The following is a 26,498-nucleotide window of genomic DNA, read 5'->3' as shown; positions in this document are numbered from 1 at the left end:
GTCAGTCCCGTACCAGGGGTGCGCCGGCGTCGCGCCAGGCGATGATGCCGCCGGTCAGGCTGCGCACGTCCGGGTGGCCCATCCGGGTCAGCAGGGCGGCGTAGCGGGCGGACTTCTCGCCGACCGGGCAGGCGAGCAGGACCGGGCGGTTGTGGCTGAACGGCAGCCCGCCGTGCAGGAGTTCCTCGAAGAGCTCGTCGACGATGTTGACCGAGCCGTCGATGTGCAGGGCCGCATAGGCGTGGGGGCCGCGCAGGTCGACGACGAGCGGCTCCCCGGTGGCGATCCAGGCCCGGGCGTCGGCCACGCCGATGGCGGGTGCCGTGCGCACCTCGGCGTCCGACAGGTCGGCCGGGGAGTTGCCGCGACGTGGGCGGCCGAAGAGGTCGGGCCTGCGCTGACGGACGTAGCTGAGATAGCTCTCGACGCGGTCGCAGACGATGAAGACAGCCGACTGGCGCTCCGTCAGTTCCTTGTCGACGGTGCGCAGTTGGCGGGTCGCTCCGAAGTAGGCGGCGCCTCCGGTGGGTCCGGCCAGGATGCCGCAGCGGCGGTTGAGGGTCAGCATCCCCTCGATCGCCTCGTCGGCGCTCACCGACTCGATGATGTCGTAGGTCCTAGGATCGAACAGGCCCACCTCGTGCGCCTCGTCGATGGTGCGGATTCCGGGCACGAAGTCGGACTTGGCTGCGACGAGGCCGACGACCCTTACGGCGGGGTCGTGTTCGCGCAGGGCGCGGGCCACGCCCGTGGAGGAGCCGGCGGTGCCCACACAGGCGATGAACCAGTCCGGGGCCCGGCCGTCGAGGTCCTTGACGATCTCAGGGCCGGTACCGGTGAAGTGGGCCTCGGTGTTGCGCGGGTTGAAGTACTGGTCGGTGTGCAGGAAGGCGCTGCCGGGCTCGGCGAGGGTGCGGTGGAAGAGGGTGAGCGGGTCGTCGGTGGCCGACGGGTCCAGGCACTCGCTCTGGCCGGGAAGTTCCTCGATCTCCGCGCCGAGCAGCAGGAGGAGGTCCTTGATCTCCGGGATGCGCATCCGGTTGGTGACGCTCTTGAAGGTCAGGCCGTGCATGCCCGCGAGGACGGCCAGGGCCTTGGCGGTGTTGCCGCTCGACAACTCGACGACCTGACCGGGCCCCTCGCCCGGGGCGGCGGCCGCGGACTCCAGATGCGGTCGGGCCATGTTCCAGGCGGCGCGGTCCTTCACCGAACCGAAAGGGTTGAGCAGCTCCAGCTTGGCGTACAGGTCGATGTGCCTGAGGCCGTGCACGGCCGGGTCGATGCGCACCAGCGGTGTGTTGCCGATGGCCTCGGTGATGCTGTCGTACCTCACTGCGCTCCCCCCACGGGTGTGGTCGGCCAGTACTGGTCGTCCAGGCACCAGCGCCATCGGTCGCCCTCCTGCCAGGCGGCGACCTTGCGGGCGGCGGGCTGGTGCTGGGCACGGGTGGTGTGGAAGTCCATGCAGTAGCCGGCCGTGTTGGCGAAGGCCAGCAGGTCGCCGGGGGCGGGGCGGTGGGGCAGAAAGACCGTGCGGCGCGTGATCAGGTCGGACTCCAGGCACAGGCTGCCGAAGAGGTGCACGGCGACCGGTTCGGTGCGGGTGTCCTCACCGCCGACCGGCAGACCCGGTGGGACGCCGCCCCTCGCCAGGTCCGGGGGCACGACGACGGGGTCCATGAGCACCCCGTGGTCCTCCAGCGCCACGTCGTCGGCCTTCGCCGCCAGCCGTATGTGCAGGGGGCCGCCGCCCTCCGGGTCGCGCACCTCCAGCACCTTCGTCAGGGTCAGCCCGCACTGGTCGAGCAGCGCCCGGCCGGGTTCGGTGTGCAGGTCGTAGAGGTGCTCCAGGAGCAGCGCGGCCAGGGGGCGGCCGCCGAGGGACGCCGCCGGGTGCGCCAGCAGTTCGTCGAGGTAGCGGGCGCCGGCCACCGGACGGTGGGCGGGGTACAGGCCGAGGGTGCCGCGCAGGGTGCCGGCCTCGTTGCGCAGCCCGTAGCCGTGGCCGCCGTACGTCAGGGACGGGCGGATGCCCAGGACTGCTTCGGTGAGTTCGCTGGTGTACCGCTCCCATTGGCCGCCGTCGGCCAGGTAGTTGACGCCGAAGCCGCCGCCGATGTCCACGGCCCGGGGCCTGAGCCCGCGGCTCCGGCACTCCTCCAGCACCCGCAGACAGCCCTCCAGTGCCACGGCCTTCTCGGTCAGGCTCGTCGTGTCCAGGTGGTACGCCACACCGACCAGGTCGAGCACATCGGTGTGCCGCTCCACGGCCTCCAGCAGCGGGGCCGACTCCCCCACCGCGGTGCCGAATCGGCTCCGCCGGGTCAGTACGCGTACGCCGGACGCCTCGAACCCCGCCAAACGGAGCAGGACTCGGGCCCGGGGCAGGTCGTGTTTGCGTATCAGCGTGGCGAGTTGCTCCAGTTCGCCTCGCGTGTCAAGGCTGACGGTGACCGACGTGCGCGCCGCCAGCCACAGGAATTCCGGGTTCTTCGGCCCGGTCGCCGTGATCCGGTCGGGGGTGAGCCCCGCGCCCAGGGCGTGCTGCAGCTCCCCCAGCGAGGCGACGTCCACGCCCGCGTCCGTGGCGGCGAGCCTGCGCAGCAGGGCACTGGACCGGTTGGCCTTGTGGGCGAGGAACACCTGGCCGGCGAGATGATGGGTTCCGTACACCGCGCGGAACTGCTGGAGATTGTCGGCGAGTTGGTCGGGGACGACCACGTTCAGCGGTGAACCGAGGGCGTCGGTGAGGGTGTGCAGCAGGTCCGGGGAGTGCAGCAAGGAGCGCAGCCGTGACTCCAGCCGCGGTGCGAGAAACAAGGGCTGCCCGCCCATGCCCGGCCCTCCCCAGCGCTTCGGGCCCGACACTCCGGGCGCTGTCGACCACTCCCCGCGGTTTGCCGTATAGCTCCTTTCCCTGCTCGCGGTGGTTTACGCCCCGTACCTGCCCTGCTGGGCGGTACGTGAACAGGTGGGCCGAAAATCACCGGTGCCCGCTGCCCGATCGCCCGCTGGACCCGGAACGGCCCATTCCGTGGTAGGCACACTCCAGTTGACGGGGTCCGTGGATGGGAGCGCTGTGTTCGGTAGGTGGATGACGGTCGCGGCCATGGCCGGGCTGCTGGGGCTGGCCGGCTGCACTTCCGACGGGGGCGCGGGCGGGGCGGAGCCGTCGGACGTCGCGGTCGGCACCGCGACCGTCACGTCCCCCTCGGTGTCCCTCCCGGCCACCCCGTCGTCATCCCCCTCGCCTGCGCCTACGGCGGCCCGCACGCCGACACCGGTCCCCGTCACCGGACCGGATCAGCAGTTGGTGACCATGGTGGTCACCGGCGGCTTCGCCGGCGTGCACCAGGAGGTGGCCCTACGGGGCGACGGCTCCGTGCACACCAGCGACAAGGGCGAACGCGCCGTCCGCCGCGCCGGCGCGGCCGAGTTCACCGAACTGCGCACGCTGCTCGGCGATCCGGCCCTGGATCAGGTCCCCGACTCCACGAGGAACACGGAGGCGGCGGACCTGTTCCAGTACACGCTCCGCTTCGACGGACGTACGGTCATGACGGACCGCTCCGCCGAGGAGCCGGCCCTCGACCGGCTCATCGACGCCCTGAGCGAATGGCTGCCGCAGCGCTGAGCCGGCCAGTCCGCGCTCAGCCGGCCTGCGCGACGATGTTGACCATCCAGGTGATGCCGAAGCGGTCCGTACACATGCCGAAGACATCGCCCCACATCTGCTTCTCCAGCGGCACGGTCACCTGGGCGTCGGCGGTCAGCTTCTCCCAGTAGCCACGCAGGTCGGCGTCGTCGTCGCCGCTCAGGCTCACCGCGATGTTGTTGCCCGGCCTGTGGTCGTCCGACGGGGTGTCGGCGGCCATCAGGGTGAAGCCGTTGGGGGCCTCCAGCATGCCGTGCATGATCTTGTCGGCCAGGGGGGAGTCCTTCTGGCCGAACTCGGCGTAGGTGTTGAGGTTCAGGGTGCCCCCGAAGACCTCCTTGTAGAACTCCAGCGCCTGGCGGGCGTCGCCGGCGAAGGTGATGTAGGGGTTGAGACGCGAGGCCATGAGTCCTCCATGAACAGGGCCGGAAGCCGACAGCAAGGAAGGTAGCGCGGGCCACTGACAATGGCCCGCGCACACGGCCACATGGCGCACCGAGCCCGCTAGAGAGTGCGCTCCAGGCGGTCCGCCACCAGCTTCACGAACCGCGCCGGATCCTTGGGCTGGCCGCCCTCGGCGAGCACCGCCAGCGTGTGGAGCAGCTCGGCGGACTCGACGAGTCCCGAGCGGTCCTCGCGCTCCTTGTACGCCTCGTTCAGGCCCTTCACCAACAGATGGTCGGGGTTGAGCTCCAGGATCCGCTTGGTACGCGGAACCTCCTGGCCCATCGCCCGGTACATGTTCTCCAGGGCCGGCGTCAGATCGTGCGCGTCCGAGACGACACAGGCCGGGGAGACGGTCAGCCGCGCCGACAGGCGCACCTCCTTGATGTCCTCGTCCAGCTGCTCCCCCATCCAGCCGAGCAGGCCGGCGTACTCCTCGGCCTGCTTGGCCCGCTCCCCCTCGCCCTTGTCGTCCCCGTCGGCGTCGAGGTCGATCTCGCCCTTGGCGACGGACCGCAGCTTCTTGCCCTGGTACTCGCCGACGGTGTCGACCCACACCTCGTCGACGGGGTCGGTGAGCAGCAGGACTTCGATGCCCTTGTCGCGGAACGCCTCCATGTGCGGGGAGTTCTCGATGCCCTGCCGGGACTCTCCGGCGATGAAGTAGATGTCGTCCTGGCCGTCCTTCATCCGCTCGACGTAGCGCGCGAGCGTGGTCGGCTCGTCGTCGCTGTGCGTGGTGGCGAAGGAGGCCACGGCGAGGATGGCCTCGCTGTTCTCGGAGTCGGTGACCAGGCCCTCCTTGAGGACGGTGCCGAACTCCCGCCAGAACGTGGCGTAGCGCTCGGCGTCCTTGGTCATCATCTCCTTGACCGTGGACAGCACCTTCTTCGTGAGCCGGCGCTGCATCATCCGGATGTGCCGGTCCTGCTGGAGGATCTCGCGGGAGACGTTGAGCGAGAGGTCGGCCGCGTCGACGACGCCCTTGACGAAGCGGAGGTACGGCGGCAGCAGCGCCTCGCAGTCGTCCATGATGAAGACGCGCTTCACATAGAGCTGGACGCCGCGCTTGAACTCCCGTGTGAACAGGTCGTGCGGGGCGTGCGAGGGGATGAACAGCAGGGACTGGTACTCGAAGGTGCCCTCCGCCTGGAGCCGGATCGTCTCCAGCGGCTCGCGCCAGTCGTGGCTGATGTGCTTGTACAGCTCGTGGTACTCGTCGTCGGACACCTCGTCACGCGAACGCGCCCACAGGGCCTTCATGGAGTTCAGCGTCTCGGGCTCGGGCGCGCTGTCCCCGTCGTTCGAGGAGGCGGCCTCCGGGACCATCCGGATCGGCCAGGTGATGAAGTCCGAGTACCGCTTGATGATCTCCCTGATCTTCCAGGGCGAGGTGTAGTCGTGGAGCTGGTTCTCGGGGTCGGCGGGCTTGAGGTGCAGCGTGACCGAGGTGCCTTGCGGCACGTCGTCGACGGTCTCCAGCGTGTACGTGGCCTCGCCGCGCGAAGTCCAGCGGGTGCCCTGGGGCTCGCCGGCCCGCCTGGTCACCAGCGTCATCTCGTCCGCCGCCATGAAGCCGGAGTAGAAGCCGACGCCGAACTGCCCGATGAGCCCCTCGGCCCCGGCCTCGTCCTTCGCCTCCCGCAACTCCTTCAGGAAGGTCGCCGTACCCGAGTTGGCGATGGTGCCGATCAGCTTTCCGACCTCGTCGTACGACATCCCGATGCCGTTGTCCCGGACCGTGAGGGTACGGGCCTCCTCGTCGACGTCGATCTCGATGTGCAGGTCGGACACATCGGCGTCGAGGGCATCGTCCCGCAGCTTCTCCAGACGCAGTTTGTCGAGCGCGTCGGAGGCGTTGGAGACGAGCTCGCGCAGGAAGACATCCTTGTTCGAGTAGACCGAGTGGATCATCAGCTGGAGCAACTGACGGGCCTCTACCTGAAACTCAAACGTCTCGGTCGGCATGGTTCGCAACTACCTCACAGGTCCAGTCACCGGAATGGGTCGAAGTCACTGTAAGACACGAGGTCAGCGCGGAGTGCCGCGATCCGGCACCCTGAGACATCAGAGGCTGTCTCCCTCCCCGTTCGATGCCATGGTCGGTGGGCATCGAGGCTCGACACGATCGAACGGAGGGGCCGATGCCCACCTCACGACCACTCACCTCCCGGCGCAGGTCGGCGGCCGTCACGGGGGCGGCCGCCGCCCTGCTCGCCGGGGCCGGGCTGTTCACCGCCGCGCCCGCCGAGGCCGCCCCGCGTCCGTGCCCCGGCGCGGGACCGGGCGACCCGGCGCGCTGCGCCCAGGTCATCGGCATCGACCCGGGCTCGTCCCTGGTGATGCGCACCGAGCCGCGCTACGGCGCGACGGAGGTGGCCCGCTACGGCAACGGCCAGTGGCTGGAGCTCTCCTGCTGGACCACGGGCGACCCGGACGCGGACGGCCACGGCTACCGCTACTGGATGCAGGTCTCCACGCCGAGGTCCTGGGGATACGTCAACGACTGGTATCTCGACACCGGGGGTCCCAACACCTGGAAGTCCCAGCTCCCGCAGTGCCGCTGATCACGACGAACAGGCAGAAGGAACCCTCATGACACAGACCGACCGGACGACACGGACCCGGCCCCGGCACCTGCGCTCTCTCACCCTGACGGGTGCCGTGCTCACCGTCGCGGCGTCCGCCGTCCTGACCGGAGCGGGCCCCGCGGGCGCCGCGATCCACACGTGCAGCATCTCGGGCGATCGGACCCAGTGCGCCTACGTCACCGGCATCGATCCCGGGTCCCATCTGGCGGTACGCACCGCCCCGCGGTACAGCGCCCCGAAGTCGCCCGTCTTCGGCCAGTACCACAACGGCGACGAATTCGGCCTGATCTGCTGGACCACGGGCGACCCGGACGCCGACGGGCACGGGTACCGCTACTGGATGCGGGTCGACAACGGCATCGGGGACGGTTACGTCAACGACTGGTACCTGGACACCGGCGGCCCGAACACCTGGAAGTCCCGGCTCCCGCAGTGCTGAGCGGCCGCCGGCGGCTCAGGCGAGGTGGGCGAAGACCACCAGGTTCGCGGTGTAGTCCCTGACCTGGCGGTCGTAGTCGCCCGCGCAGGTGATGAGCCGGACCTGGGCGCGGGGCGTGTCGCCGTACACACGGTCGCTGGGGAAGTGGTCCTTGTCGAAGGTCTCCACGCTGTCGATCACGAACGACGCCCTGCGCCCGTCGGCCCGCGCCACCTCGAAGCTGTCCCCCTTCGCCAGTTCGCTGAGGTTCGCGAACACCGCGGCGGACGTGGCCGTGTCCACGTGCCCGGCGATGATCGACGTGCCCGGCTCTCCGGGGGACACTCCATCGGCGTACCAGCCGACGAGGTTGGTGTTGCCGGCGGGCGGCGGTTCGAGTCGGCCCGCACGGCCGATGGCGAGATCGACGAAGGGCGCGTCGACCGAGATCTTGGGGATGTGCAGGCGGATCGGCCTCGACCGTGGCAGATGCTTGCCCACGGGCCGCCCGTCGGGCGAGGTCGACCTGGCCGCCGACGGGGCGTGCCGTTCGACCACGGGTGGCAGATACGGCGCGCGGCCCGCTTCGGACGCCCGGTCCTCACCGCCCAGGGTGACCGCCAGCACCATGACGGTCACCGCGCTCCAGAACAACGCCACGGCCACGCGCCTTATCCGCCGTGAGGTGTCGGAACGGGTGTCGGAAGGGGCCGGGTCGGTTTTGGGGGACGGGGGACAGCCGGCGGCCATCGGGCACCACCTCACTGGGGCACGGCAGGGGACACAAGGGGCGGGAGGACGGGCGGGGCCGCCGCGACGCGTGGCGCACGCGCGGCGGCCACCGCGGCTGTGTCGTCGGGCATGGTCAGGCCACGGATCCGGAAGCCTTCTTGCGACGCAGCGCGTAGATGCCGGTGCCGGCGACCGCCAGCGCGGCCAGTCCGCCGGCGGTCACACCGGAGGAGGCGAGGCCGCCGCCGCCCGTGTGCATGCCGCCGTGCGGCTTGTCGTGCCCGGAGCGCCCGGACTCCTCGTCGTGGCCACCGCCCCACTCCTCGTTGTCGCCGCCCCACGAGTCCTGGCCGTGGTCCTCCTTCCAGGGCTCCTCGTCGCCGCCCCAGTCACCCTTGTCGGGCCCGCCTTCCTTGCTGCGGTAGCTGTCCGGGTCGTGCTTCGGGTCCTTGGCACCGCCCCAGTCGTCGCCGTTGGTCACGGCGGCCAGCGCTCCGCCGCCCGTGTGGATCCCGCCACGAGGCCCGTCGTGCTTGCCTTCCTCTTCGTGCTCCCTGCTGTAGGACTGGTCGTGGTCCTCGGACTTTCCGTGATCTTCGGACTTTCCGTGGTCCTCGGACTTTCCGTGGTCCTCGGACTTTCCGTGGCCGTCGGGCTCCTCGTGGTCCTTGCTGTGGGAGCTGTCTCCCTGGTCCCAGTCACCCGTGGTGACGGCGTAGGCTGCGGGCGCGATCGCCAGCGCGGCCGTGGCCGTCGCGGTGGCGAGCAGCATGCGGACAGAGCGCATAGGTAAATCCTTCCGTCACGGCCTGGGCGGCTGACGCTTCATCACCACTGGAGCCAGGCCTTGACGTGATCCACCGTCAGTCATGTCTTTCGGACGCACCATTCGAAGCGATCACACGGGTTACGCCCACACCCTGACGGCCGTATGTCGACGCGCCGCGCCGTTCGGGTGGACGGATTCACCCGGAGAGGTTTGCGTCGCGTTCCAGCGGTGAGACGCGTGGGATGTCCCAGCACGCCGTCGCCGCCCCCGCCCGCGAGTCCGCCGCACCGCCGTCACCTGCGCCTTCGCAGCAGCGGGACGCGTACTTCGACAACGTCAAGTACGCGGCGATCGTGCTGGTGGCCGTGGGCCATGCGTGGGAACCGCTGCGGGACGGCAGCCGGACCGTGAGCGCTGTGTACATGCTCGTGTACGCATTCCACATGCCGGCGTTCATCGTCGTCTCCGGCTACTTCTCCCGCGGCTTCGACGGCCGCCCGGACCGGCTCAAGCGGCTGGTCGGCGGCCTCGTGGTGCCGTATGTCGTCTTCGAGACCGCGTACACCCTGTTCACCCGGTGGACGGATCAGGAGCCGGACCGCCCGATCAGCCTGCTGGATCCGCTGTATCTGACCTGGTTCCTGGTGGCGCTGTTCCTGTGGCGGCTGACCACCCCGCTGTGGCAGCGGGTGCGCCTGCCGGTGCCGCTCGCGCTCGGCGTGGCGATGCTGGCCACCCTGTCGCCGTCCATCGGCAACGACCTCGACCTCCAGCGCGCCCTCCAGTTCCTGCCGTACTTCGTGCTGGGTCTGTCGCTGCGGCCCGAGCACTTCCGGCTGGTCCGCCGGCGCGCGGTGCGGATCGCGGCGGTGCCCGTGTTCGTGGGTGCGTTCGCGGTGGCGTACTGGGCGGTGCCGCGGATGACCGGCGCCTGGTTCTACCACCGGGACAGCGCGGCGGAGCTGGGGGCGCCCGAGTGGTACGGGGTGCTGATGACGCCGGTCCTGTTCGTCTGCTCGCTGCTGCTGGTGGCCTGTTTCCTCTCCTGGGTGCCGGGGCGGCGGATGTGGTGCACCGTGCTGGGCGCGGGCACGCTGTACGGCTATCTGCTGCACGGCTTCCTCGCGCAGGGCGCCAAGTACGGGGGCTGGTACGACCCCGCCTGGATCCACCGGCCGCTCGGCGCGGTCGTCGTCACCCTCGTGGCCGCCACGGCCGTGACCCTGCTGTGCACACCGCCCGTCCGGCGCCTCCTGCGCTTCGTGGTGGAGCCCGATCTGCGGTGGCTGTTTCGGCGGGAGGCGCCGGAACCGGCCCGGGACCGGGTCACCGCACGGGGGTGACCGCCCGGTCAGGGCTCGCCGACCAGCCCGGCGATGTGTGCGGTGACGGTGTCGAGGATGTCGTTCCAGACCGCTTCGTCACCGAGCACGAGGTAGTTGAGGGTGAGGCCGTCGGTCATCGCGGCCAGGTAGCGGGCCAGGACGGGAGCGGGTACGCGCAAGCGCAGGCCCATGGTCTGGCGGAGCTGGTCGATGAGGTCGGCGTACGTCTCGGCGTACAGCTGGTACTGCCGTCGCGCCAGGTGCTCGAAACCGGGCTGGCGCAGGGCGTACTGCGCCAGCTCATAGGTCAGCATGTGCTCGTCCGGGTGGGCTCGGACATGGTCCCAGTACGCCTGGAAGCCGGCCCGGACGGTTTCCTCCAGGGTGGCTCGGGGCCGTAGGGCCTCCTTCACCAGCGTCACGTAGTGCCCGGTGATGGTGGTGATGACGGACTCGATCAGCTCCTGCTTGGAGTCGAAGCAGTAGTGGAAGACGCTCAGCGAGACGCCCGCCTCGGCGGCGATGGACCGGGTCGTCGTCCTGGGGACGCCGTCCCGGGCCATCGCCCTGATCGCCGCTTCGGTGAGCTGTCGCCGCCGCTCGGCGGACGGCAACCGTGCCATGGAGCCCCTCTCCTGGGTGTCAGCTGCTGTGGACACCGAGCTCGTAGAGGGAGTAGCCCCAGTCGGTGCCGCGCTCCAGCCCCTGGACGCGTACGTACCTGGCCGGTGTGCCGGTGAACCTGGCCGTGTCCAGGCCGCCGTCGCCGGCGGTCGTGGACCAGGCGGTCTGCCAGTTCACGCCGTCGGTGGAGAGATCGATGCGGTACGACTTACCGTACGCGCGCTCCCAGTCGAGGGTGACCCGCTTGACCAGGTGCGTGGAGCCGAGGTCGACCTTGTACCACTGGTCGGCACTCCAGCCGCTCGCCCAGCGGGTACGGCCGTCGCCGTCGGTGGCCCGGTTCGGGTGGTAGCTGGTGAACAGGCTCCACTCCGAGGAACTGGCGGACGTGGCCGCGCCGCGCGCGAGGTTCACCCCGGCCTCGTGGTTCTCGGAGGCCGCCCAGGTGTCGAGGTAGGACTCGGCGCCCCGGAAGAGGTCGTCGACCACGTCCTGGCCGCCGACGCTGCGGACGTCCTCGATCCAGTCGGGAACGAGGCCGTAGTGGGCGGCGCCGTCGGTGTTCAGGTCCCAGGTGCGCTCGCCGGTGGTCTGCCGGTCGATGACGGAGCCGCCGTCGACGCTCTTGAAGGGGTAGGTCACCTTGTTCGGGGCGTCCGCTCCGCGCGGTCCCGGCCAGCCGCCGACGCCGTTCATGTCGGTGCCGTAGCCGTAGCCCACGCCGTACTTGTCACGCAGGGCCTCTGTGCGCTTCGCCTCCGCGATGAAGCCCTCGGAGCCGTGCATGTACTGGGCGATGAAGCCGCCGAGTCCGTAGACCCGCTCGGTCCAGTCCATGTCCATCCAGCTGTGCGAGGAGAGCACTCCGGGGTAGGACGCGGACTCGAAGATGTCCAGCGCGCGGCCGGTGGCCTTGACGCTCATATGGTCGATCTCGAGCATCATCTTGCGTTTCATCATGCCGCGCACCGCGTACTCACCGAGTTCGGTGAGCCCTCGGACGTTGCACTGCGCGTCCGCGTTGTACGAGGGGACCTCCACGCCCGCCGGAAGTTCGTGCTCGGCCTGGGCCGCCGAGGCGTTGCCGATCGGGTTGTCGTGCTGCGGGCCCTTGCAGGTCTCGGTCTTCCAGAAGGTGCCGGTCGACAGGAACTGGCCGACGTTGATGGCCGTTCCGAGCCCGCCCGAGTCGAAGCGGACCCCGCACAGGGCGTTGTCGAACTTGTGGCACAGGAACATGCTGCGCACACCCAGCGCGTACAGCTCGTCCAGGCCCTTGTCGATGTCCTCCCTGTCGCACTGCGCGATGTCGAGGATCTGCTTGCAGCCGAAGGGCTCGGAGGTCTCGACGCCGAGGATGACCGCGAGCTTGCCCTGCTCGATGACCTCGCGCGCCTGTGCGCTGTCGGTGACGATCCGGAACCAGCCCTTTCCGGTGCCGCCGTACATCTTGTCGATGAAGGCCTGCATGTCGTACGTCAGCTTGGCCTGGAGCCGGATCGACGTCATCTCGTCGCAGCTGCGGTCCTTGAAGAAGTACACCGAGCAGATCACGCCGTTGGTGACGAGGTCGTTGACCAGCACCCGCTGGCCGCCGCGCCAGGCCCGCTCGACCCAGGCGTAGTAGTTCTGCTGGTGGGTCAGCGAGTCGTGCGCGGGCCAGTCCTTGAAGGTGGGCCAGCCGACCGGGTCGTGCTTGCCGTCACCGCCGTTGGTGATGAAGTCGAAGATGGCGAGCGAGCCGTCGGGGTAGTGCTCGGGGCAGTCCTTGAGGGCGTCGGCGACGCCCTGCTCGGAGAACGGCTTCCCGCAGATCAGCCGGCCGCCGAAGGCCTCGTTGGAGAAGATGTGGTCGTGCGCGTCGACGAAGCCGCGGACCTCGCCCTTGGTGTTGGTGCCTTTGAAGGGCTCTCCCGTGACGTTGATCCGGGAGTCGGGCGCGGGCCGCGCACTCGGGTCCCACCAGTTCGGTCCGGCCGCCGAGCTCGGTGTGGGCCCGAGCGCGATCGACAGCACCAGCAGGAGCAGCGAGACAACGGTGATGTTCTTGCGTCGGCGGTACGGGCGTCCGGCACTGGTCACAGCCCATGTCCCTCGGTCGGCGGGATGGCGGGGTCGACTTGTCATGACCTCGCAAGATGTGCGAAAGAGGATCGCCGCTACCGCTTTACGAGTCAAGAGTCCGGGACGGATGACCTGATGACGGGCTGTCGGCTCAACTCCCGTGGGTGACGCGGATCTTGGACTGGCCGTGCGGGAGTTCCTCCCAGTCGGCCATGAAGCGGGCCCGCAGTCCGTGCCGCTCGGCCAGCGCGACGAGGGTCTCGGTGCGGTAGTAGAAGTCCTCCCGCAGGACCTGGTGCTCCTCGCCCTCGGTGCGGTCGAAGGTGAAGTCGAACCAGCCGCCGGGCGCCATGACCCGGCCGACGTGGGCCAGGCACTCCTCGATGACCTCCGGCGGCGAGTGCGAGAAGACACTGTGGGCGTGCACCACGTCGAAGTACGCGTCGGGCAGGAAGCGCAGCTTCAGGTCACGGACCGGGGTCAGGGTGGGCAGCCGCCGCTGCAGGCCCAACGCCGTGACGGTGTCCTGCGCGGCGAACAGGATGTCGGGCGAGATGTCGATGCCGTAGTAGTGGCCGGGCTCCAGGTGACGGATGAACCGCCAGCCGCCTCGCAGGTTGCCGCAGCCGATCTCCAGCATCCGGTGCTCGGGACGCAGGCCGTGGCCGACGAGGTAGTCGAACTGCATCGCGCCGAGCGCCAGCCAGCGCTCCCGGTTGTGGCTGCCGACCGCCGCGTCCGGGTCGGCCCGGGTGTCGGAGCGCATCACGGCGCGGTAGTAGGCGATGTGGTCCGGGTGCCGGCGGCGCAGCCACAGGTCACGGGCGGACCGGGCGAGGTGACGGGGCACGCGGTCGGGGTGGCGCAGGGCGTAGGCGAGGCGGTGGCCGAGGGCTGTGCGGTTCACGGTGAGGTTCTTGGCCGGCATGAGGATCGTGCCTCCCTAGGGACGCGACGCGATACCACCGAGCATGCTCAGTGCGGTGCCGGGACGCCACAGGAGCGGGCGCCGGTGTCGCCATGACGGCGGGACACGGCCGGCGGTGAGAGACGTCCGCGTCTCGCCCGAACACCCCGGTGCCTGCGCGACGTTGGTGCACTACGGTGTACGAGCCCACATTGCATGACGCTGCCATGACAAAACAGCTGCCTCAGGGATGGTGACCGTGCGCGGATCCTTGGTGAGAGCGGCCCTCGCCGCCGTGTTCCTCCTGGTTCCTCTGGCACCCCTCCCCCGGTCCGTGGCCGAGCCGCAGCCCGTCGCCGAGACGGTCGCACCGTCCGTCGCCGCGGACTGGACGCCTCCGCTCAGCACCCGGGGCCGTTGGATCGTCGACGCCGACGGCGACCGCTTCAAGCTGCGCTCCGGCAACTGGCACGGGGCCAGCGGCACTTGGAACGGCTCGGGCGACCCCGAGCAGGACTCCAGCCATCATGCGGGCGAGAACTCGGGCCGGATGCCGCTCGGCCTGGACCGCGCCCCGATGGCCGAGATCATCGCCGGATTCCGGGAGATCGGGATCAACAGCGTCCGGCTGCCCTTCTCCAACGAGATGATCCACGACACCCGTCCCGTCACGGACGACTCCGTCGCCGCCAATGCCTCTCTGCGCGGAAGGACACCGCTTCAGGTGTACGACGCGGTGGTGCGCGAGCTCACCGCGGCCGGTCTCGCGGTGATCCTCAACAACCATACGAACACCACGCGTTGGTGCTGCGGAGTCGACGGCAACGAACGCTGGAACGCGAGCCGGTCCACCGCCGCCTGGGAGGACGACTGGCTGTTCATGGCCCGCCGCTACCGGGACAACCCGCGCGTCGTCGGGGCCGACCTGTACAACGAGGTACGCCGAAGCGTCTGGGACGACCCCAACTGGGGCATGGGCGACGACCACGACTGGTTCGCCGCCTCGCAGCGCGTCGGGGACCGCATCCTGACGGAGGCCAACCCGAATCTGCTGATCGTCGTCGAGGGCATCAACTGGACGGGCATCCCCGTCGACGGCCTGCCGCACGAGCGCCCCACCCTGGAGCCCGCCCGCCGCCTGTCGCACACACTCGTCGACTCCGGCAAGCTCGTGTACTCCGCCCACTTCTACGACTACACGGGCCCGAACCACAGCGGCGCCACCGGAACGGGCGAGACCAGCGACCCCCGCTACCGCGACCTGAGCCCCGCCGAACTGATCGCCGTCCTGAACCGCCAGGCCTTCTTCGTCACCGCCGAACAGGACCAGCACTTCACCGCCCCCGTGTGGATCAGCGAGTTCGGCGTCGGGGGCCGCGACGAGACCGGACAGAAACAGCGGGCCTGGTTCGAGAACTTCGTGGACCAACTGATCCGCACCGACGCCGACTTCGCGTACTGGCCGCTCGTCGGCTGGCACGAGGACCGCAAGGGCAACGGCTGGGCGCTGCTGCACTGGGACGCGCGGGGGCATCGTATGGGTCTCTACGACGGTGACGACTGGCGGGCCGCCGCCTGGACGCGGCTCATCGAGGCCGACGGCCGCACGGGGCCGGTGGCGCCGGTCGCCGACTGGTCCATGCTCAGCCCGGACCACGGCGACTTCGTCCAGTCACGGCGGATGCGCGCCCTGCCCGACTGGGACTCCGGCGCTCGCAAGGCCGTCTGCCCCGACGGACAGCGGCTGCTCGGTCTCGGCCACACCGGCAACCGGGGGCTCTGCTCGGACGTGACCGCGGGCGCCCTGTGGGACCTGGCCGGCGGACACGAGGTGGTCGTCGACGAGCGGCATGTCCGGCCGGGCGGCGACTGGGCGTCCGGGTACACCAAACTCCAGTGTGCCGACGGGCAGTTCCTCATCGGGTACAGCGTCCGCGGCCCGGCCGTCTCCGCCGCCCTGTGCGCGGCCGCACCCGCCGGGAGGCTCGGTACGAGCGGCCGTACGGTCTGGTTCGACCGGGGCGACAACCGGGGGACGGCCGCGAAGGGCGGCGACTTCGCGTACGGCCGCTACAAGGGCCAGTGCGCGGACGACGAGTACGCGGCCGGAATCGCCTACACCGGGCGGGTGGGGTCGGCCCGGACGCCCGACGCGCTGTACTGCCGCGCATTGGGCTGATCGCCGCAGCCGGGGGATGCTGGAACCCGGATGCGGATCACATGTGCTGTCGCCGTTCTCGCCGTCGCGAACCTGCTGAACAACTGGCTCGCGCGCGGCACCGCCATGTACCTGGTCATCTGCGTGATCGCGACGGCCGTTCTGCTGCTGATCGCCCGCTGGGACGGACTCACCCCGGCCGAACTGGGCCTCGACGCGGCGGCGGTGCGCCGGGGACTGCGGTGGGCGCCCGTCCTGGCCGGGATCGTCCTGCTTGTGCTGCTGGCCCTCCTGGCCGTGCCCGCCGGGCGGGAGGCGTTCCGGGACGCCAGGGCGGCGGACCTCTCCCTGGGGCGGATGCTGTCGGGAGCGCTGGTGCGGGTGCCCTTCGGGACCGTACTGCTGGAGGAGATCGCCTTCCGCGGGGTGCTGTGGGCCATGATCCGGCGGCGGCGCGGCACGGCGTGGGCCACCGGAGTGTCGTCGCTGCTGTTCGGGCTGTGGCATCTGATGCCCTCGCGCGGCATCAACAGCTCCAACGCCGCGCTCGGCTCCGTCTTCGGCGACGGCCCGGCCGGTGTGGCACCGACCGTGGCCGCGGCGATCGTCGTCACGGCCCTGGCCGGGGTCGTCCTGTGCGAGCTGCGCCGCCGCTCCGGCAGCCTGCTGGCGCCGATGGCCCTGCACTGGTCGGTCAACGGCCTCAGCTACGCGCTGGCCTGGGCGGCGGCCCGCTGGTGGCTCGACGGCTGAGCCCTGGACTCCGCCGTCAGAAGTTGATCATGTGACCGGCGAGACCGTGCACCGCTTCCTTGACCGCCTCTCCGAGCGTCGGGTGTGCGTGGACGTTACGGGCGACCTCGTGGACGGTCAGGTCCCACTGCTGGGCCAGGGTCAGCTCGGGCAGCAGCTCGGTGACGTCCGGGCCGATCAGGTGGCCGCCGAGGAGTTCGCCGTACTTGGCGTCGCTGATCAGCTTCACGAAGCCGGTCGCGTCGCCGAGGCCGTGGGACTTGCCGTTCGCGGTGAAGGGGAACTTCGCCACCTGCACATCGAAGCCCCGCTCGCGTGCCTGGGCCTCGGTCCAGCCGAAGCTGGCGATCTGCGGCTGGCAGTAGGTGGCCCGCGGGATCATCACATAGTCCAGCTCCATCGTCTCGGCGTCCGCGATGGTCTCGGCGGCGACGATGCCCATCGCCTCGGCGGCGTGCGCGAGCATCAGCTTCGCCGTCACGTCGCCGATGGCGAAGATGTGCGGGACGGAGGTGCGGCAGCGGCCGTCGATGTCGATCGCGCCGCGTTCGGTGACCCTCACGCCGGTCTTGTCCAGGCCGTAGCCCTCGATGTTCGGCTGGAAGCCGATGGCCTGGAGCACCTTGTCGGACTCCAGGACCTTCTGGGAGCCGTCCTTCCCGGTGACCGTGACGCGCACCTGCTCGCCGGACTCGTCGACGGCGTCGACCCGCGTGGAGGTCAGCACCTCGATCCCGAGCCGGCGGTACTGCTTGGCGAGTTCGGCGGAGACCTCGGCGTCCTCCAGCGGGGCCATCCGGTCCAGGAACTCGACGATGGTGACCTTCACGCCGTAGTTGTGCAGCACATAGGCGAACTCGACGCCGATCGCACCGGCGCCCGCGATGATGATCGAGCGTGGCAGTTCCTCGGCCAGGATCTGCTCCTCGAAGGTCACCACGCGCGCGCTGCGCCGGGTGCCGGGGAGCAGCTTGGGGGTGGCGCCGGTGGCGATGATGCAGTGGTCGAAGCCGATGGTGCGGGTGTCGCCGTCGTAGCCGGCCACCTGGAGGGTGTGCGGGTCCAGGAAGGTGCCGCGGCCGTCGATCTCGGTGATCTTGTTCTTCTTCATCAAGTAGTGGACGCCCTTGACCCGGCCGTCCGCGACCTTGCGGCTGCGGCGGAACGCCTCGCCGAAGTCGAAGGTGACCTGCCCGTCCACCTTGATGCCGAAGGTCTTCGCCTCACGGGTGAAGATGTGCGCCAGTTCGGCGTTGCGCAGCAGTGCCTTGCTGGGGATGCAGCCCACGTTCAGACAGACGCCGCCCCAGTACTTCTCCTCCACGACCGCCACGCGCTTGCCCAGCTGGGCGGCGCGGATGGCGGCGACATAGCCGCCGGGGCCCGCGCCGAGGACCACGACGTCGAAGCGCTCGTCCTGCTCGACCATGGAGAGTTCCTTCCTGAGTACGACGTCCTGCTCTGCCGGTGCCGAACCTCGTCGTGGGACGTGATCCGGCTTCTTCCAGCATGACCGCATCCACCAGGTTGTGTGGCGATGCGGGAGGGTGACGACGATCTCAAGTGGCTCTTGCCGTGGCGCTCAGGCCGGTTCCCGGCGTTGTCAGCCGACGCACACCAGGTTGAGCACGCACAGCTGCGCCGGCGTGGTCTCCTGCGGGGCCGGGCTCGTCGGCGCCGGGGACGCACCGGAGTCCGCTCCGTCGGTCGGCGCCGGGGCCGGCGTCTGCTGCTCGGCCTGCTCACCGCCGGTGCCGCCGCCGGAGTTCTGGCCGCCGGGCGCCGGGGAGACGGTCTGCGTCTGCGGGACCGTGGTCGCCGCCGGAGGCGGGGTGGCGGCGGCGTCCGGTCGGGTGAACTGCCGCGTGGTGCGGGGCGTACTGACGGACTCCCGGGCGGCGTTCGTCGGGGTCGGATGCGATGTGGGCGTGTCGGTGCGCCCGCTCCCGCGGGTGTCCGCCGGAGTGGACGCCGGGCGGGTGAGCTCCGTCTGCTGCTGCTCCGGGAGGCCCACGTTCGGCCGTTCCGGGGCGGTGGCCGCCTGGGCCTTGTCGCCGGACTGCTGGTTGAACGCCGAGACGGTCAGGCCGCCGCCGACCAGGGCGACGGCCGTGGCGACCACGGCCCGGCGCTGGTTCTTCTTCCAGCGGGCGCGCTGCCGGCGCCGCGCCGCCCGGCCCTCCGGGGCGGCGGGCACGCCCTCCACGTCCTCGGACGCAGCGAGGGGCGCGGTCTCGTCCGGGTCGGCCGGCGGCACGGGCTCGTCACGGAAGTAGCCGTCGTACCACGTGTCGACGGCCGGAGTCCGCGGCGCCGGATCGGACGCGGCCGACACGGAGGGGCCCCCTACCGCGGAGTGACCCCCTACCGCGGAGGGAGCGATGTCCGGGGCGTAGGCGCCGCACCCGGGGCACACAAGGGCCCCGTTGAGGTGCCGACGGCACGAGGAGCAGTAGTCCATCTGCGGTCTTTCTGGGTTGACTGCGCCATCGGCCCTGTTCGGCCGCGACCTGGTCACGTTCGTACTCGGGAGCGAACGGCCAGAACGCTAACGAGCCTTTCGACGGGCTGTGTGCAGCCCGAGTGATACTCCTGCGCAGATGTCTCACAAGGTATGTGTGAACCGTGCCCCGCTCAGAGTCCCGGATCGCAGCAACCCTCGCGTCGCATGTGGCGGCTCACCTCCAGCCACTCCTCGGCCGACGCCGTCGGCGGTGTCCCGTCCCGCCGCGCGTCGGGAGTCGTGACGGCGTCGACCAGGTCCGCCCCGTCGAAGAGCACACCGCCCCGCAGGACCGCCACCGTGCGGATCAGCGTGGCGAAGTCGGTGAACGGATCGCCGTCCACGACGGTCAGATCGCCGAGTTTGCCCTCCTCCACCGTGCCCAGATCGGCGTCCGCGCCGAAGACCCGCGCGGGCAGCAGGGTCGCGGTGCGCAGCACCTCGGCCGGTGACAGGCCGGCGCGATGGAGGGCACGCAGGGCCAGGTGCAGATGCAGGCCGACCGGGACGATCGGCTGGTCGGTGCCCAGCGCGACGAGCCCGCCGCCGGCGAGGATCCGCCGGTAGACGTCCATCTCCCGGCCCAGCGTGGCCAGTTGGGCGTCGGTGGGCGGCTGTCCGGCCCCTTCGCGGACGAGTGCGGTGTCCCACGGCGGCATGAGCGCGGTGACTCGTGGGTCGTCCGCGAGCGCGGGATCGGCGCCGAGGAGGGCGATGGCCGTGAACGGGGTCGCCACGAGGTGGAAGTCGCCGGCGGTGTAGATCTCCTCGACGTCCCTGTAGGAGCGCCCGGTCGCGGAGGTCGCGTGCCCGAACTCCAGCCGCTGCGTGGCCTGCAAATGGGTGGTCAGGTCCTGGCCGAGCTGCACCCCCGGGCTGCACAGATGGCTGCCGCTGCGCACACCGAGCCGCCGGTGCCCGAAGTCCGCGGCTTCTTTCATCACCCACCCCGGGGCGCGTACGTACGTCTTCACGAAGTCCCAGTCCAGCGCCTCCCCGCGGGCCAGCGAGCGGCGCAGTCCCTCGCGGGTGCGGTGGGCGCGGCCCATGCTGTAGGCGACCCGCGCGCCGTCGAGCAGTTCACCGGTGGCCAGCAGCCGGGGCCCGGCGAGGACGCCGGCGGCGACCGCCTCCCGGATGCGGGCCTGCTCGTAGGCGAAGCCGCCCAGCGAGACCGCCGTCGTGATGCCGTACGCGAGCTGGAGCGCGGTCTGCCGGCCGCCGTACGTGCTCTGCCAGGGGTGGGTGTGCGCGTCCCACAGGCCCGGGATCACGGTGCGGTCGCTCGCGTCGACACGGTGTGCGGCGGGGCGGCCGGCGCGGTGCGGGGCCACCTCGGCGATCCGGCCGTCGCGGATGACGACGTCGATGTCCTCGCGGACCGCCGAACCGGTGCCGTCCCAGAGGCGGCCCGCGTGCACGACCGTGTCGGCGGGGCGCGGTCTGCGGTAGCCCAGCGGGACGCGGACGGTACGGCTTCTGCCGCTGCCGATGTCGATCAGACGCAGGGCGCCCGCGCTCAGGTAGAGCAGGGTGCGGGCGTCGGCGGACCAGGACGGGTGGTCGGCGGGTTCCGTGGTGAGCCGGCGGGGCTCGCCGTCCGGGGTGCCCTCGGTGCGGACCGGCAGCAGCCACAGCACCGACTCGGCGACGACGGCCATCCAGCGGCCGTCCGGGGACCAGACGGGGCCGGAGTCATAGCGGTCGGAGAGCGAGGTGTGCGGGGCGAGGGCGTGGAGAGCGGCGGTCCCGGTCGTGGTGTCGACGACGCGGATGAGGTTGTAGCCCTCCCGGAAGCGCTGGTTGAGGCGGTTGCGGTCGCACAGGGCCACATACCGGCCGTCGGGCGACCAGCTGGGGCGGCCGGGCAGCCCGCCCGAGCCGAGGGGCGCGACGAGGATCCGTTCGGTGCCGTCGGGCAGGTCGCGCACCACGAGGTTGCCGGACATGTCCAGACAGGCCAGCCGTGTCCCGTCGGGCGAAAGGGCGGGGAAGACACGGCCGCCCTCGGCGAGCACGGTCTCCTCTCCGGAGCCGAGGTCGCGGCGCCGTACGGCGAACAGTCCGTCGCGGTCGTCGGCGTACACCAGAGCCGTGCCGTCGGGCGTCCAGGTGGGGGCCAGCACATAGCGGGTGGCGGGGACTTGCAGCACATTGCGGGGCGCGCGGCCGCCCGTCGTTCGCGCGGTCCACAGGGCGTTGAGCGCGGCGAAGGCGACGCTGCGGCCGTCCGGTGACAGGGCGGGCAGGTGCAGCGCGCGGACGGGACGGGCGCCGGAGCCCTCGAAGTCGTACGCCTTGCCTCGGTAGTGAGGCCGGTCCACGGGCAGCGTGGCGGTGAACGGGATCTCCTCGCCCTCGCCCGGAGCGTCCGGGTCGACCAGGCGGAAGTGCCCGTCGACCGTGAGGAGCAGGTGCTCGGCGTCCGTCCACCGGGGCGGCGCGGGGAGCAGGTCGCCCCGCACGGCGACCTGCTCGCCGTCCACGACGAGGGTGCAGGAGGCCGCGGGCGAGGCGGTGGTGCGCAGGTAGGCCAGGCGTCCGGCGGGCGAGACGGCCGGGGTCATGAGCTGGGCGCCGGAGTCGTCGGTGTGCTCGGTGGTGACCGGGCCCGAGCCGTCGGCGGCCACGGACGCGACGGTGGTCGCGCGCAGGGTGCCCGTGGCGGTGACGCCGGCGCGCACGAAGAGCACCCGCTCGCCGTCGGGCAACCACGCCGGGTCGAAGTCCTCCCAGCGGGCGTCCTGCCCGGGACCCTGCCGGCCGGGGCCCCCGGTGAGCCGGGTCAGCGCGCCGGTGCGCACGTCCACGACCCAGATGCGGTACGGGGCACCGGTCACGGTGTCGCCCCCGCGCTCGGAGGCGAACGCGATCCGGGTGCCGTCCGGCGACCAGGCCGGGCCCCGGTCGTCCCACGGGCCGTCGGTGAGCTGCCGCAGCTCGGAGCCGTCGGGCCGCAGCGTCCAGAGGTGGAAGCCGCCGTCGCGGTAGGCGCAGACGACGAGCCGGCTGCCGTCGGGCGAGAACTGCGGACGGCTGGGTTCGAGGCCGGGCGGGGTGAGCGGGACGGCGGTGCCGCCCTTGCGCGGGATGGACCAGAGCACGTTCTGGACCTCGGCGACCAGCCGGTCACCGGTGGGGGCGAGGGTCGCGGAGCCGCCCGTGGCGGCGGTGAAGGAGAGGGTGGTGGCCGTGTCGGACGCGGCGGACGCGGCGGACGCGACGGACGTGCCGACGGTGGCGAGTGCGGTGGCCGTCGCGGTGGCCTGGAGGAATCTGCGGCGGGAGAGCGGGCCGAAAGGGAGGGCGCCGGAGGTGTCTTCGGTGTCCAAGGGAGCTCCCAGTGCGCGGAGTTGACGGATCGGACGGCAGAGACCACTGGTGGCAACGTACGGGGCGGGACCCGGTTACGGGCCCCGCCCGGGCGCTTCTCGGCCGTTCTTCGCGCCGGCTAGGGTCTGTCGTTTGGATCAGGTCGGCTGAGAGGGACTGCGCATTTCAGCCGACCCGAGCGGGGGCGATGGGGGTGCCCCCGCGCGAGCCGAGCGAAGCCGGTTCGAGCGTGGGGGAGCGTGCAGCTGCAAGGCGGAGGAGGGAGTCGACGCGGAGCGTCGGCGACTGACGACAACGCGGCAGATGCGCGTGCCAGGCCCCGCGACGCCGGCATGATCCAAACGACAGGCCCTAGGCCAGAAACAGCAGTTGTGCGGCGACGAGTACGTCGATGACGCCGCACCACTCGGCGAACGTGCGGGAGACGACCTGGTCGCGCCGCAGGTGGACGAAGTCCCAGACACCGTGGAAGAACCAGCCAGCGGCCACCAGACAGCGGCCCAGATCGGGATCCACGGCCAGCCCGGCCACTGCGAGCCCGCAGAACAGGACCGCGCCGGCGACCTGGAGCCCGAAGACGGCCTGCCCGTGCGGAGTTCCACGGACGGCACCCCAGACCAGGAGGAGCAGGGCCAGGGCGACGAGGACGGCCGACGGGGCGAGGGCGTCCTGCGCGGCGAGGGCGAACACCAGCACCACCCCCGCCCCGAGGACCGGCCAGGTGAACCGGGGCTGCCCCAGCTGATTGACCATCAGATAGATCAGGGGCAGCAGCGGCAGGGTCTCCCCGTAGCCGCCGACGGCGTCGGCCTGGTCCTGTGAGCCGGAGGCGAGCACATTGACGGTGACGACCGCGGCGGCCAGCGCGGTGGGCCAGCGCCGCTTGAGCATGGCAGCCGGGCGCGGGCCGTCCGCCGTCGCGTGAGGTGCGGGCGTGGACATGAGGATCTCCTGGTCAGGTACGTATCCGTGGGCAGATCCAGCCTGCGGCGCGGCGCAGCCCGCCAGTAGTGCCGAACCCCCATGCCCGCCCGTGGAGTTGTCACGTCCTCGCGTGACATCTGTCATGCGGCCTGGGCCACAATGACCGGGTGGGGGACGGGGCGATCGATCGTGACACGGCGGGGCTGACGGGCCTTCGCCGCTACACCTGGTGGACCGTGCCGGGTATGACCGCGTGTGTGCTGGCCGTCTTCGTGGGCGCGTGGGTCCTCGACGGCGATGTCCCGCTGTGGGCCCGCGGCCCGGCCGCCGTCGCGCTGGTGGTCGAGGTGGGGGCGAGCGTCGTACTGCTGGGCAGTCGGCCGGCCCTTCTGCCGGTGGCCGGCTCCCGGCCCGGCGGACCGCCCCTGGGGTGGCTGATCGCCGCCGTCGGGGCCGGAGTCGTGCTCGCCGCCGCTCCGCTGGCCCGGCGCGACTACGGGCTGTGGCCGGTCGCGCCCGCCATCGTGGCGGCGATCGTGGCGACGTACCTCCCGCCGCGCCGCGCACGGCTGCTGATCGCGGGCGCCGTGCTCCTCGCGCCGCTGCCCGGAGGTGTCGTGAGCCTGGTCGAGGGCGACGGCGAGTTGGCTTACGCCGCGCTGTTTCCCCCGGGGCTGGTCGCCTTCACGGTCTGGGTGACACTCGGTCCCCTGTGGGCCTGGGACACCGCTCGGCGGCTGGACGAGGCGCGGCGGCTGGAGGCGGAGCTGGCGGTCAGGGAGGAACGGCTGCGGTTCGCCGCCGACCTGCACGACATCCAGGGTCACCATCTCCAAGTGATCGCCCTGAAGGGCGAGTTGGCGGAGCGGCTGGTCGAGCGGGACCCGGAGCGTGCGGCCGGGGAGATGAAGGAGGTACGGCGGCTCGCGGCGGACGCCCTCGCCGACACCCGTGCCGTGGTGCGGGGTTACCGGCGAACGACCCTGGACGACGAGATCGCCAACGCGACCCGGGTGCTGGCCGCCGCGGGGATCGACGCGAGGATGACGCTCGACCCCGACGCCGTGGCCGGGGCTCTCCCGGAGCCGGCCCGTCACCTGCTCGGTCTGGTGATGCGGGAGGCCACGACCAACGTCCTGAGGCACAGCCGGGCCGGGAATGCCGAGGTGGAGTACCGGGTCGCCGACGGTGTCGCCCGGCTGCGCGTGAGCAACGACGGCGTGGCGGACGGCCCGGACGCCTCGGAGGGCACGGGACTGCGTGGGCTCGCCGAGCGGTTGGAAGTGGCCGGGGGCGAGTTGGCGTGGCACCGGGACGGGGATCTGTTCGTGGTGGTGGCCGCGCTGCCGGTGTCCTCTCCGGCCACCCGGAGGGCGGGCGCGATGATCGACTTGTCCCACCCCGCGGACGGAGCCGCCCGATGATCCGCCTGTTGATCGCCGACGACGAGGACCTGCTCAGAAGCGCCCTGGCCGCCCTGCTCGCGCTGGAGAGCGACCTCACCGTGGTCGCCGAGGCCGCCACCTCCACCGAGGCGGTACGGCTGGCCCGGGAGCATCGCCCCGACATCGCCGTCCTCGATCTGGAGATGCCGCCCACCGACGGGCTGCGCGCGGCCGAGGAGATCCGGGCCGAACTGCCCACGCGGATCGTCCTGGTCACCCGGCACGCCCGGCCCGCCGTACTGCGCCGGGCCCTGGCCGCCGGTGTGCGCGGCTTCGTGCCCAAGACGACGCCGGCGGCACGGCTGGCCGAGATCATCCGCGACATCGCCGCCGGCCGTCGCTATGTGGACCCGGACATCGCCGCCTCCGCGCTGACCGAGGACGACTGCCCGCTCACCGACCGCGAACTACAGGTCCTGCGTGCCGCACGCACCGGCGCGTCGGTGGCCGAGATCGCCACCGAGGTCCATCTGGCCCCGGGCACGGTCCGCAACTATCTCTCCGCGGCCATGGCCAAGCTGGGCGTGCCGACCCGGCACGCGGCCGCGCACCGGGCCTGGGAGCAGGGCTGGATCTGATCGTCGCCTGGGCGGCGGGCGGCGGTGGTCAGACGCGGCCGGCCGCCGCGGCCTTGCGGAGGTCCTCGGCGTCGTAGATCACCTCGGCGCGGACGAGGGTGCCGTCACGGACCTCGAGCAGTTCGGCGGCCGTCATCGTGCCGGGAACGGCGGCGAGGTTCCAGGAAACGAAGGCGCAGGCCTTGTCACCGTCGATGAACCGGTGACGGACGGTGAAATCTGTGGCGGCCGGGCCGAATTGCCCGGCCATCGCGCGGAAGCCGTCGGCCGAATCGAAGGTGCCCACCGGACCGACGAAGACGAAGTCGTCCGAGAGCGGAACATCGCTCATGTCTCCGTCCCGGTTGATCCAGGCGTCGTAGTAGCGCTCGACGATATCTGCCGTGGTCATGCGACCAACTCCCGTGGAGAAGTGTGCAGGTGGCGATAGGCGCGCCTGTACCGGCGGCCCATTCACTTCGCTTGGAAATACTAGTGCTGGAGTGACATGGGCGCAGAAGGACCGAAGGTGGGATGCACAGAATTGGCCACATCCGCACGGCGGAGTGCGAAGGGCAATTTCGGCCCGTCGATTTTCGAACGGCAGGTTAACTGCCGATGCGCTTCACCAATTCCCGCAGGTCGGGATCGGCGTTTGCCCGGTCGAAGGCTGCGGCGAGGGTCTGGAGATAGACCGGAACGGCGGCCTCCAGAGTCTCGCGTCCCGACGCGGTGATGGCCGTGAATACGCCGCGTCTGTCCTTCTCGTAGTGAATGCGCTCGACGAGATCCTGTCGCTCCAGTCGGGTGACCAGGCGGCTCACGGAGCTCTGGTTCATGCCGACCGCCTCGGCCAGCGCCTGCATTCGCAGTCCCGGCCGGCCGTCCACGGAGGCGCCGGCGAGCGCCTCCAGCGCGGTGTATTCGCTCAGCGACAGCCCGAACCTGTCCTGAAGCGCCTTTTCGACCAGCTCGGACACCTGGGTGTGGAAGGAGACGAGCCGGTTCCACGCACCCCGCTCCGTCTGGGTGGCCTGGCGCTCCGATGCACTCTGACTCATCGCTACTACCCTCCTGACGCCGGAGGAGCAGCTCGCGGCAACCAACAACGGTACAACTACCTAATGTACTCGTAAAGGTACGCGCAATCATTGCACAGGACCACAACAGCCGCCACTCGATCACCCGCCGCGGAACGACTCGACGCCGGCATGATCCAAACGACAGGTCCTAGTACTGCAACGGTGCTTGTTCTGATTGCTGGGCAGTTTCAGGGACTGTGTCCGCGTCGTTTGT

Annotated in this window: 23 protein-coding genes; 8 read left to right on the top strand and 15 right to left on the bottom strand. The window is 70.9% G+C overall.

All coding sequences use genetic code 11. The annotated features are described in order from the left end of the window. Position 1: 1 nt before the first annotated feature. Together ACZ7NC_RS21850 and ACZ7NC_RS21845 are read right to left on the bottom strand one after the other, a co-directional pair. On the bottom strand, positions 2-1,333 hold the full coding sequence (locus tag ACZ7NC_RS21850) for a pyridoxal-phosphate dependent enzyme (protein ID WP_471490507.1): 1,332 nt from the start codon (positions 1,331-1,333) through the stop codon (positions 2-4). Then, entirely contained in the window at positions 1,330-2,835 is a 1,506-nt protein-coding gene (locus tag ACZ7NC_RS21845; RefSeq protein WP_471490505.1) for a type III PLP-dependent enzyme domain-containing protein, read from the bottom strand. Before ACZ7NC_RS21845 ends, ACZ7NC_RS21850 begins: the two co-directional genes overlap by 4 nt. A gap of 259 nt (positions 2,836-3,094) precedes the next feature. Between ACZ7NC_RS21845 and ACZ7NC_RS21840 the strand changes: the two genes are divergently transcribed. Next, positions 3,095-3,634, top strand: coding sequence for a hypothetical protein (locus tag ACZ7NC_RS21840; RefSeq protein ID WP_471490504.1), 540 nt, complete (start codon positions 3,095-3,097; stop codon positions 3,632-3,634). Between the two features lie 16 nt (positions 3,635-3,650). On the opposite strand, the gene ACZ7NC_RS21835 is transcribed toward ACZ7NC_RS21840, so the two are convergent. Continuing rightward, positions 3,651-4,061: a VOC family protein gene (locus ACZ7NC_RS21835; RefSeq protein ID WP_471490502.1), complete on the bottom strand. Its 411-nt coding sequence runs from the start codon at positions 4,059-4,061 to the stop codon at positions 3,651-3,653. 98 nt (positions 4,062-4,159) lie between these two features. Beyond that, a complete protein-coding gene (htpG, locus tag ACZ7NC_RS21830; RefSeq protein ID WP_471490501.1) occupies positions 4,160-6,067 on the bottom strand; it encodes a molecular chaperone HtpG in 1,908 nt (635 codons plus the stop codon). A 176-nt stretch (positions 6,068-6,243) separates the two neighbouring features. Between htpG and ACZ7NC_RS21825 the strand changes: the two genes are divergently transcribed. Next, a complete protein-coding gene (locus ACZ7NC_RS21825) occupies positions 6,244-6,666 on the top strand; it encodes a hypothetical protein (RefSeq protein WP_471490499.1) in 423 nt (140 codons plus the stop codon). Positions 6,667-6,694: 28 nt separating this feature from the next. Then, positions 6,695-7,129, top strand: coding sequence for a hypothetical protein (locus ACZ7NC_RS21820; protein ID WP_471490497.1), 435 nt, complete (start codon positions 6,695-6,697; stop codon positions 7,127-7,129). Between the two features lie 15 nt (positions 7,130-7,144). Here the strand turns inward: ACZ7NC_RS21820 and ACZ7NC_RS21815 are convergent, their stop codons facing one another. Then, positions 7,145-7,768 (bottom strand): class F sortase, encoded by a 624-nt coding sequence (locus tag ACZ7NC_RS21815; protein ID WP_471490496.1) that lies wholly within the window; start codon positions 7,766-7,768, stop codon positions 7,145-7,147. 205 nt (positions 7,769-7,973) lie between these two features. Next, positions 7,974-8,627 (bottom strand): hypothetical protein, encoded by a 654-nt coding sequence (locus tag ACZ7NC_RS21810; RefSeq protein ID WP_471490494.1) that lies wholly within the window; start codon positions 8,625-8,627, stop codon positions 7,974-7,976. Between the two features lie 224 nt (positions 8,628-8,851). Here ACZ7NC_RS21810 and ACZ7NC_RS21805 point away from each other — a divergent pair, with 224 nt between their 5' ends. Further along, positions 8,852-9,952, top strand: a complete 1,101-nt coding sequence (locus tag ACZ7NC_RS21805; protein WP_471490493.1) for an acyltransferase family protein — start codon at positions 8,852-8,854, stop codon at positions 9,950-9,952. Between the two features lie 8 nt (positions 9,953-9,960). Here ACZ7NC_RS21805 and ACZ7NC_RS21800 read toward each other — a convergent pair whose 3' ends face one another. From ACZ7NC_RS21800 to ACZ7NC_RS21790, 3 genes are all read right to left on the bottom strand, one after another. Next, positions 9,961-10,557 (bottom strand): TetR/AcrR family transcriptional regulator, encoded by a 597-nt coding sequence (locus tag ACZ7NC_RS21800; protein WP_471490491.1) that lies wholly within the window; start codon positions 10,555-10,557, stop codon positions 9,961-9,963. Positions 10,558-10,576: 19 nt separating this feature from the next. Further along, complete coding sequence (locus ACZ7NC_RS21795; RefSeq protein WP_471490490.1) at positions 10,577-12,640, bottom strand: discoidin domain-containing protein; 2,064 nt, start codon at positions 12,638-12,640, stop codon at positions 10,577-10,579. Between the two features lie 133 nt (positions 12,641-12,773). After that, positions 12,774-13,550: a class I SAM-dependent methyltransferase gene (locus tag ACZ7NC_RS21790; protein WP_471490488.1), complete on the bottom strand. Its 777-nt coding sequence runs from the start codon at positions 13,548-13,550 to the stop codon at positions 12,774-12,776. 229 nt (positions 13,551-13,779) lie between these two features. On the opposite strand from ACZ7NC_RS21790, the gene ACZ7NC_RS21785 reads away from it, so the two are divergent. After that, the gene (locus ACZ7NC_RS21785) at positions 13,780-15,708 is read left to right on the top strand and encodes a glycoside hydrolase family 5 protein (RefSeq protein ID WP_471490486.1); all 1,929 of its coding nucleotides are present in this window, start codon (positions 13,780-13,782) and stop codon (positions 15,706-15,708) included. Between the two features lie 30 nt (positions 15,709-15,738). Beyond that, positions 15,739-16,440, top strand: coding sequence for a lysostaphin resistance A-like protein (locus ACZ7NC_RS21780; protein WP_471490485.1), 702 nt, complete (start codon positions 15,739-15,741; stop codon positions 16,438-16,440). A gap of 16 nt (positions 16,441-16,456) precedes the next feature. Here ACZ7NC_RS21780 and lpdA read toward each other — a convergent pair whose 3' ends face one another. From lpdA to ACZ7NC_RS21760, 4 genes are all read right to left on the bottom strand, one after another. Next, on the bottom strand, positions 16,457-17,869 hold the full coding sequence (gene lpdA / locus ACZ7NC_RS21775) for a dihydrolipoyl dehydrogenase (protein ID WP_471490483.1): 1,413 nt from the start codon (positions 17,867-17,869) through the stop codon (positions 16,457-16,459). A 174-nt stretch (positions 17,870-18,043) separates the two neighbouring features. Further along, entirely contained in the window at positions 18,044-18,901 is an 858-nt protein-coding gene (locus tag ACZ7NC_RS21770) for an SCO2400 family protein (RefSeq protein WP_471490482.1), read from the bottom strand. A gap of 173 nt (positions 18,902-19,074) precedes the next feature. After that, a complete protein-coding gene (locus tag ACZ7NC_RS21765; RefSeq protein WP_471490480.1) occupies positions 19,075-22,275 on the bottom strand; it encodes an amidohydrolase family protein in 3,201 nt (1,066 codons plus the stop codon). 352 nt (positions 22,276-22,627) lie between these two features. Further along, a complete protein-coding gene (locus ACZ7NC_RS21760) occupies positions 22,628-23,218 on the bottom strand; it encodes a hypothetical protein (RefSeq protein ID WP_471490479.1) in 591 nt (196 codons plus the stop codon). Between the two features lie 149 nt (positions 23,219-23,367). Here ACZ7NC_RS21760 and ACZ7NC_RS21755 point away from each other — a divergent pair, with 149 nt between their 5' ends. After that, positions 23,368-24,624, top strand: a complete 1,257-nt coding sequence (locus ACZ7NC_RS21755) for a sensor histidine kinase (protein WP_471490478.1) — start codon at positions 23,368-23,370, stop codon at positions 24,622-24,624. Further along, the gene (locus tag ACZ7NC_RS21750) at positions 24,621-25,223 is read left to right on the top strand and encodes a response regulator transcription factor (protein WP_471490476.1); all 603 of its coding nucleotides are present in this window, start codon (positions 24,621-24,623) and stop codon (positions 25,221-25,223) included. Before ACZ7NC_RS21755 ends, ACZ7NC_RS21750 begins: the two co-directional genes overlap by 4 nt. Before the next feature lie 28 nt (positions 25,224-25,251). Here ACZ7NC_RS21750 and ACZ7NC_RS21745 read toward each other — a convergent pair whose 3' ends face one another. Both ACZ7NC_RS21745 and ACZ7NC_RS21740 read right to left on the bottom strand, forming a co-directional pair. Beyond that, entirely contained in the window at positions 25,252-25,614 is a 363-nt protein-coding gene (locus ACZ7NC_RS21745; protein ID WP_471490475.1) for a nuclear transport factor 2 family protein, read from the bottom strand. Positions 25,615-25,810: 196 nt separating this feature from the next. Continuing rightward, positions 25,811-26,263, bottom strand: a complete 453-nt coding sequence (locus ACZ7NC_RS21740) for a MarR family winged helix-turn-helix transcriptional regulator (RefSeq protein WP_471490474.1) — start codon at positions 26,261-26,263, stop codon at positions 25,811-25,813. Between the last annotated feature and the right edge of the window lie 235 nt (positions 26,264-26,498).

This window comes from Streptomyces sp. NPDC111802 (assembly GCF_055634335.1).
Note: the sequence above shows the minus strand (reverse complement) of the source record. Positions and strands in the feature narration are given on the sequence as shown.

Bases quoted from the DNA above. Each gene is read 5' to 3' on its own strand.
- ACZ7NC_RS21825 (WP_471490499.1), top strand. From the start codon at position 6,244: ATGCCCACCTCACGACCACTCACCTCCCGGCGCAGGTCGGCGGCCGTC.
- ACZ7NC_RS21810 (WP_471490494.1), bottom strand. From the start codon at position 8,627: ATGCGCTCTGTCCGCATGCTGCTCGCCACCGCGACGGCCACGGCCGCG.
- lpdA (WP_471490483.1), bottom strand. From the start codon at position 17,869: ATGGTCGAGCAGGACGAGCGCTTCGACGTCGTGGTCCTCGGCGCGGGC.
- ACZ7NC_RS21750 (WP_471490476.1), top strand. From the start codon at position 24,621: ATGATCCGCCTGTTGATCGCCGACGACGAGGACCTGCTCAGAAGCGCC.
- ACZ7NC_RS21835 (WP_471490502.1), bottom strand. From the start codon at position 4,061: ATGGCCTCGCGTCTCAACCCCTACATCACCTTCGCCGGCGACGCCCGC.
- ACZ7NC_RS21800 (WP_471490491.1), bottom strand. From the start codon at position 10,557: ATGGCACGGTTGCCGTCCGCCGAGCGGCGGCGACAGCTCACCGAAGCG.
- ACZ7NC_RS21760 (WP_471490479.1), bottom strand. From the start codon at position 23,218: ATGTCCACGCCCGCACCTCACGCGACGGCGGACGGCCCGCGCCCGGCT.
- htpG (WP_471490501.1), bottom strand. From the start codon at position 6,067: ATGCCGACCGAGACGTTTGAGTTTCAGGTAGAGGCCCGTCAGTTGCTC.
- ACZ7NC_RS21805 (WP_471490493.1), top strand. From the start codon at position 8,852: ATGTCCCAGCACGCCGTCGCCGCCCCCGCCCGCGAGTCCGCCGCACCG.
- ACZ7NC_RS21790 (WP_471490488.1), bottom strand. From the start codon at position 13,550: ATGCCGGCCAAGAACCTCACCGTGAACCGCACAGCCCTCGGCCACCGC.
- ACZ7NC_RS21740 (WP_471490474.1), bottom strand. From the start codon at position 26,263: ATGAGTCAGAGTGCATCGGAGCGCCAGGCCACCCAGACGGAGCGGGGT.
- ACZ7NC_RS21840 (WP_471490504.1), top strand. From the start codon at position 3,095: ATGACGGTCGCGGCCATGGCCGGGCTGCTGGGGCTGGCCGGCTGCACT.
- ACZ7NC_RS21770 (WP_471490482.1), bottom strand. From the start codon at position 18,901: ATGGACTACTGCTCCTCGTGCCGTCGGCACCTCAACGGGGCCCTTGTG.
- ACZ7NC_RS21820 (WP_471490497.1), top strand. From the start codon at position 6,695: ATGACACAGACCGACCGGACGACACGGACCCGGCCCCGGCACCTGCGC.
- ACZ7NC_RS21845 (WP_471490505.1), bottom strand. From the start codon at position 2,835: ATGGGCGGGCAGCCCTTGTTTCTCGCACCGCGGCTGGAGTCACGGCTG.
- ACZ7NC_RS21785 (WP_471490486.1), top strand. From the start codon at position 13,780: ATGGTGACCGTGCGCGGATCCTTGGTGAGAGCGGCCCTCGCCGCCGTG.
- ACZ7NC_RS21780 (WP_471490485.1), top strand. From the start codon at position 15,739: ATGCGGATCACATGTGCTGTCGCCGTTCTCGCCGTCGCGAACCTGCTG.
- ACZ7NC_RS21745 (WP_471490475.1), bottom strand. From the start codon at position 25,614: ATGACCACGGCAGATATCGTCGAGCGCTACTACGACGCCTGGATCAAC.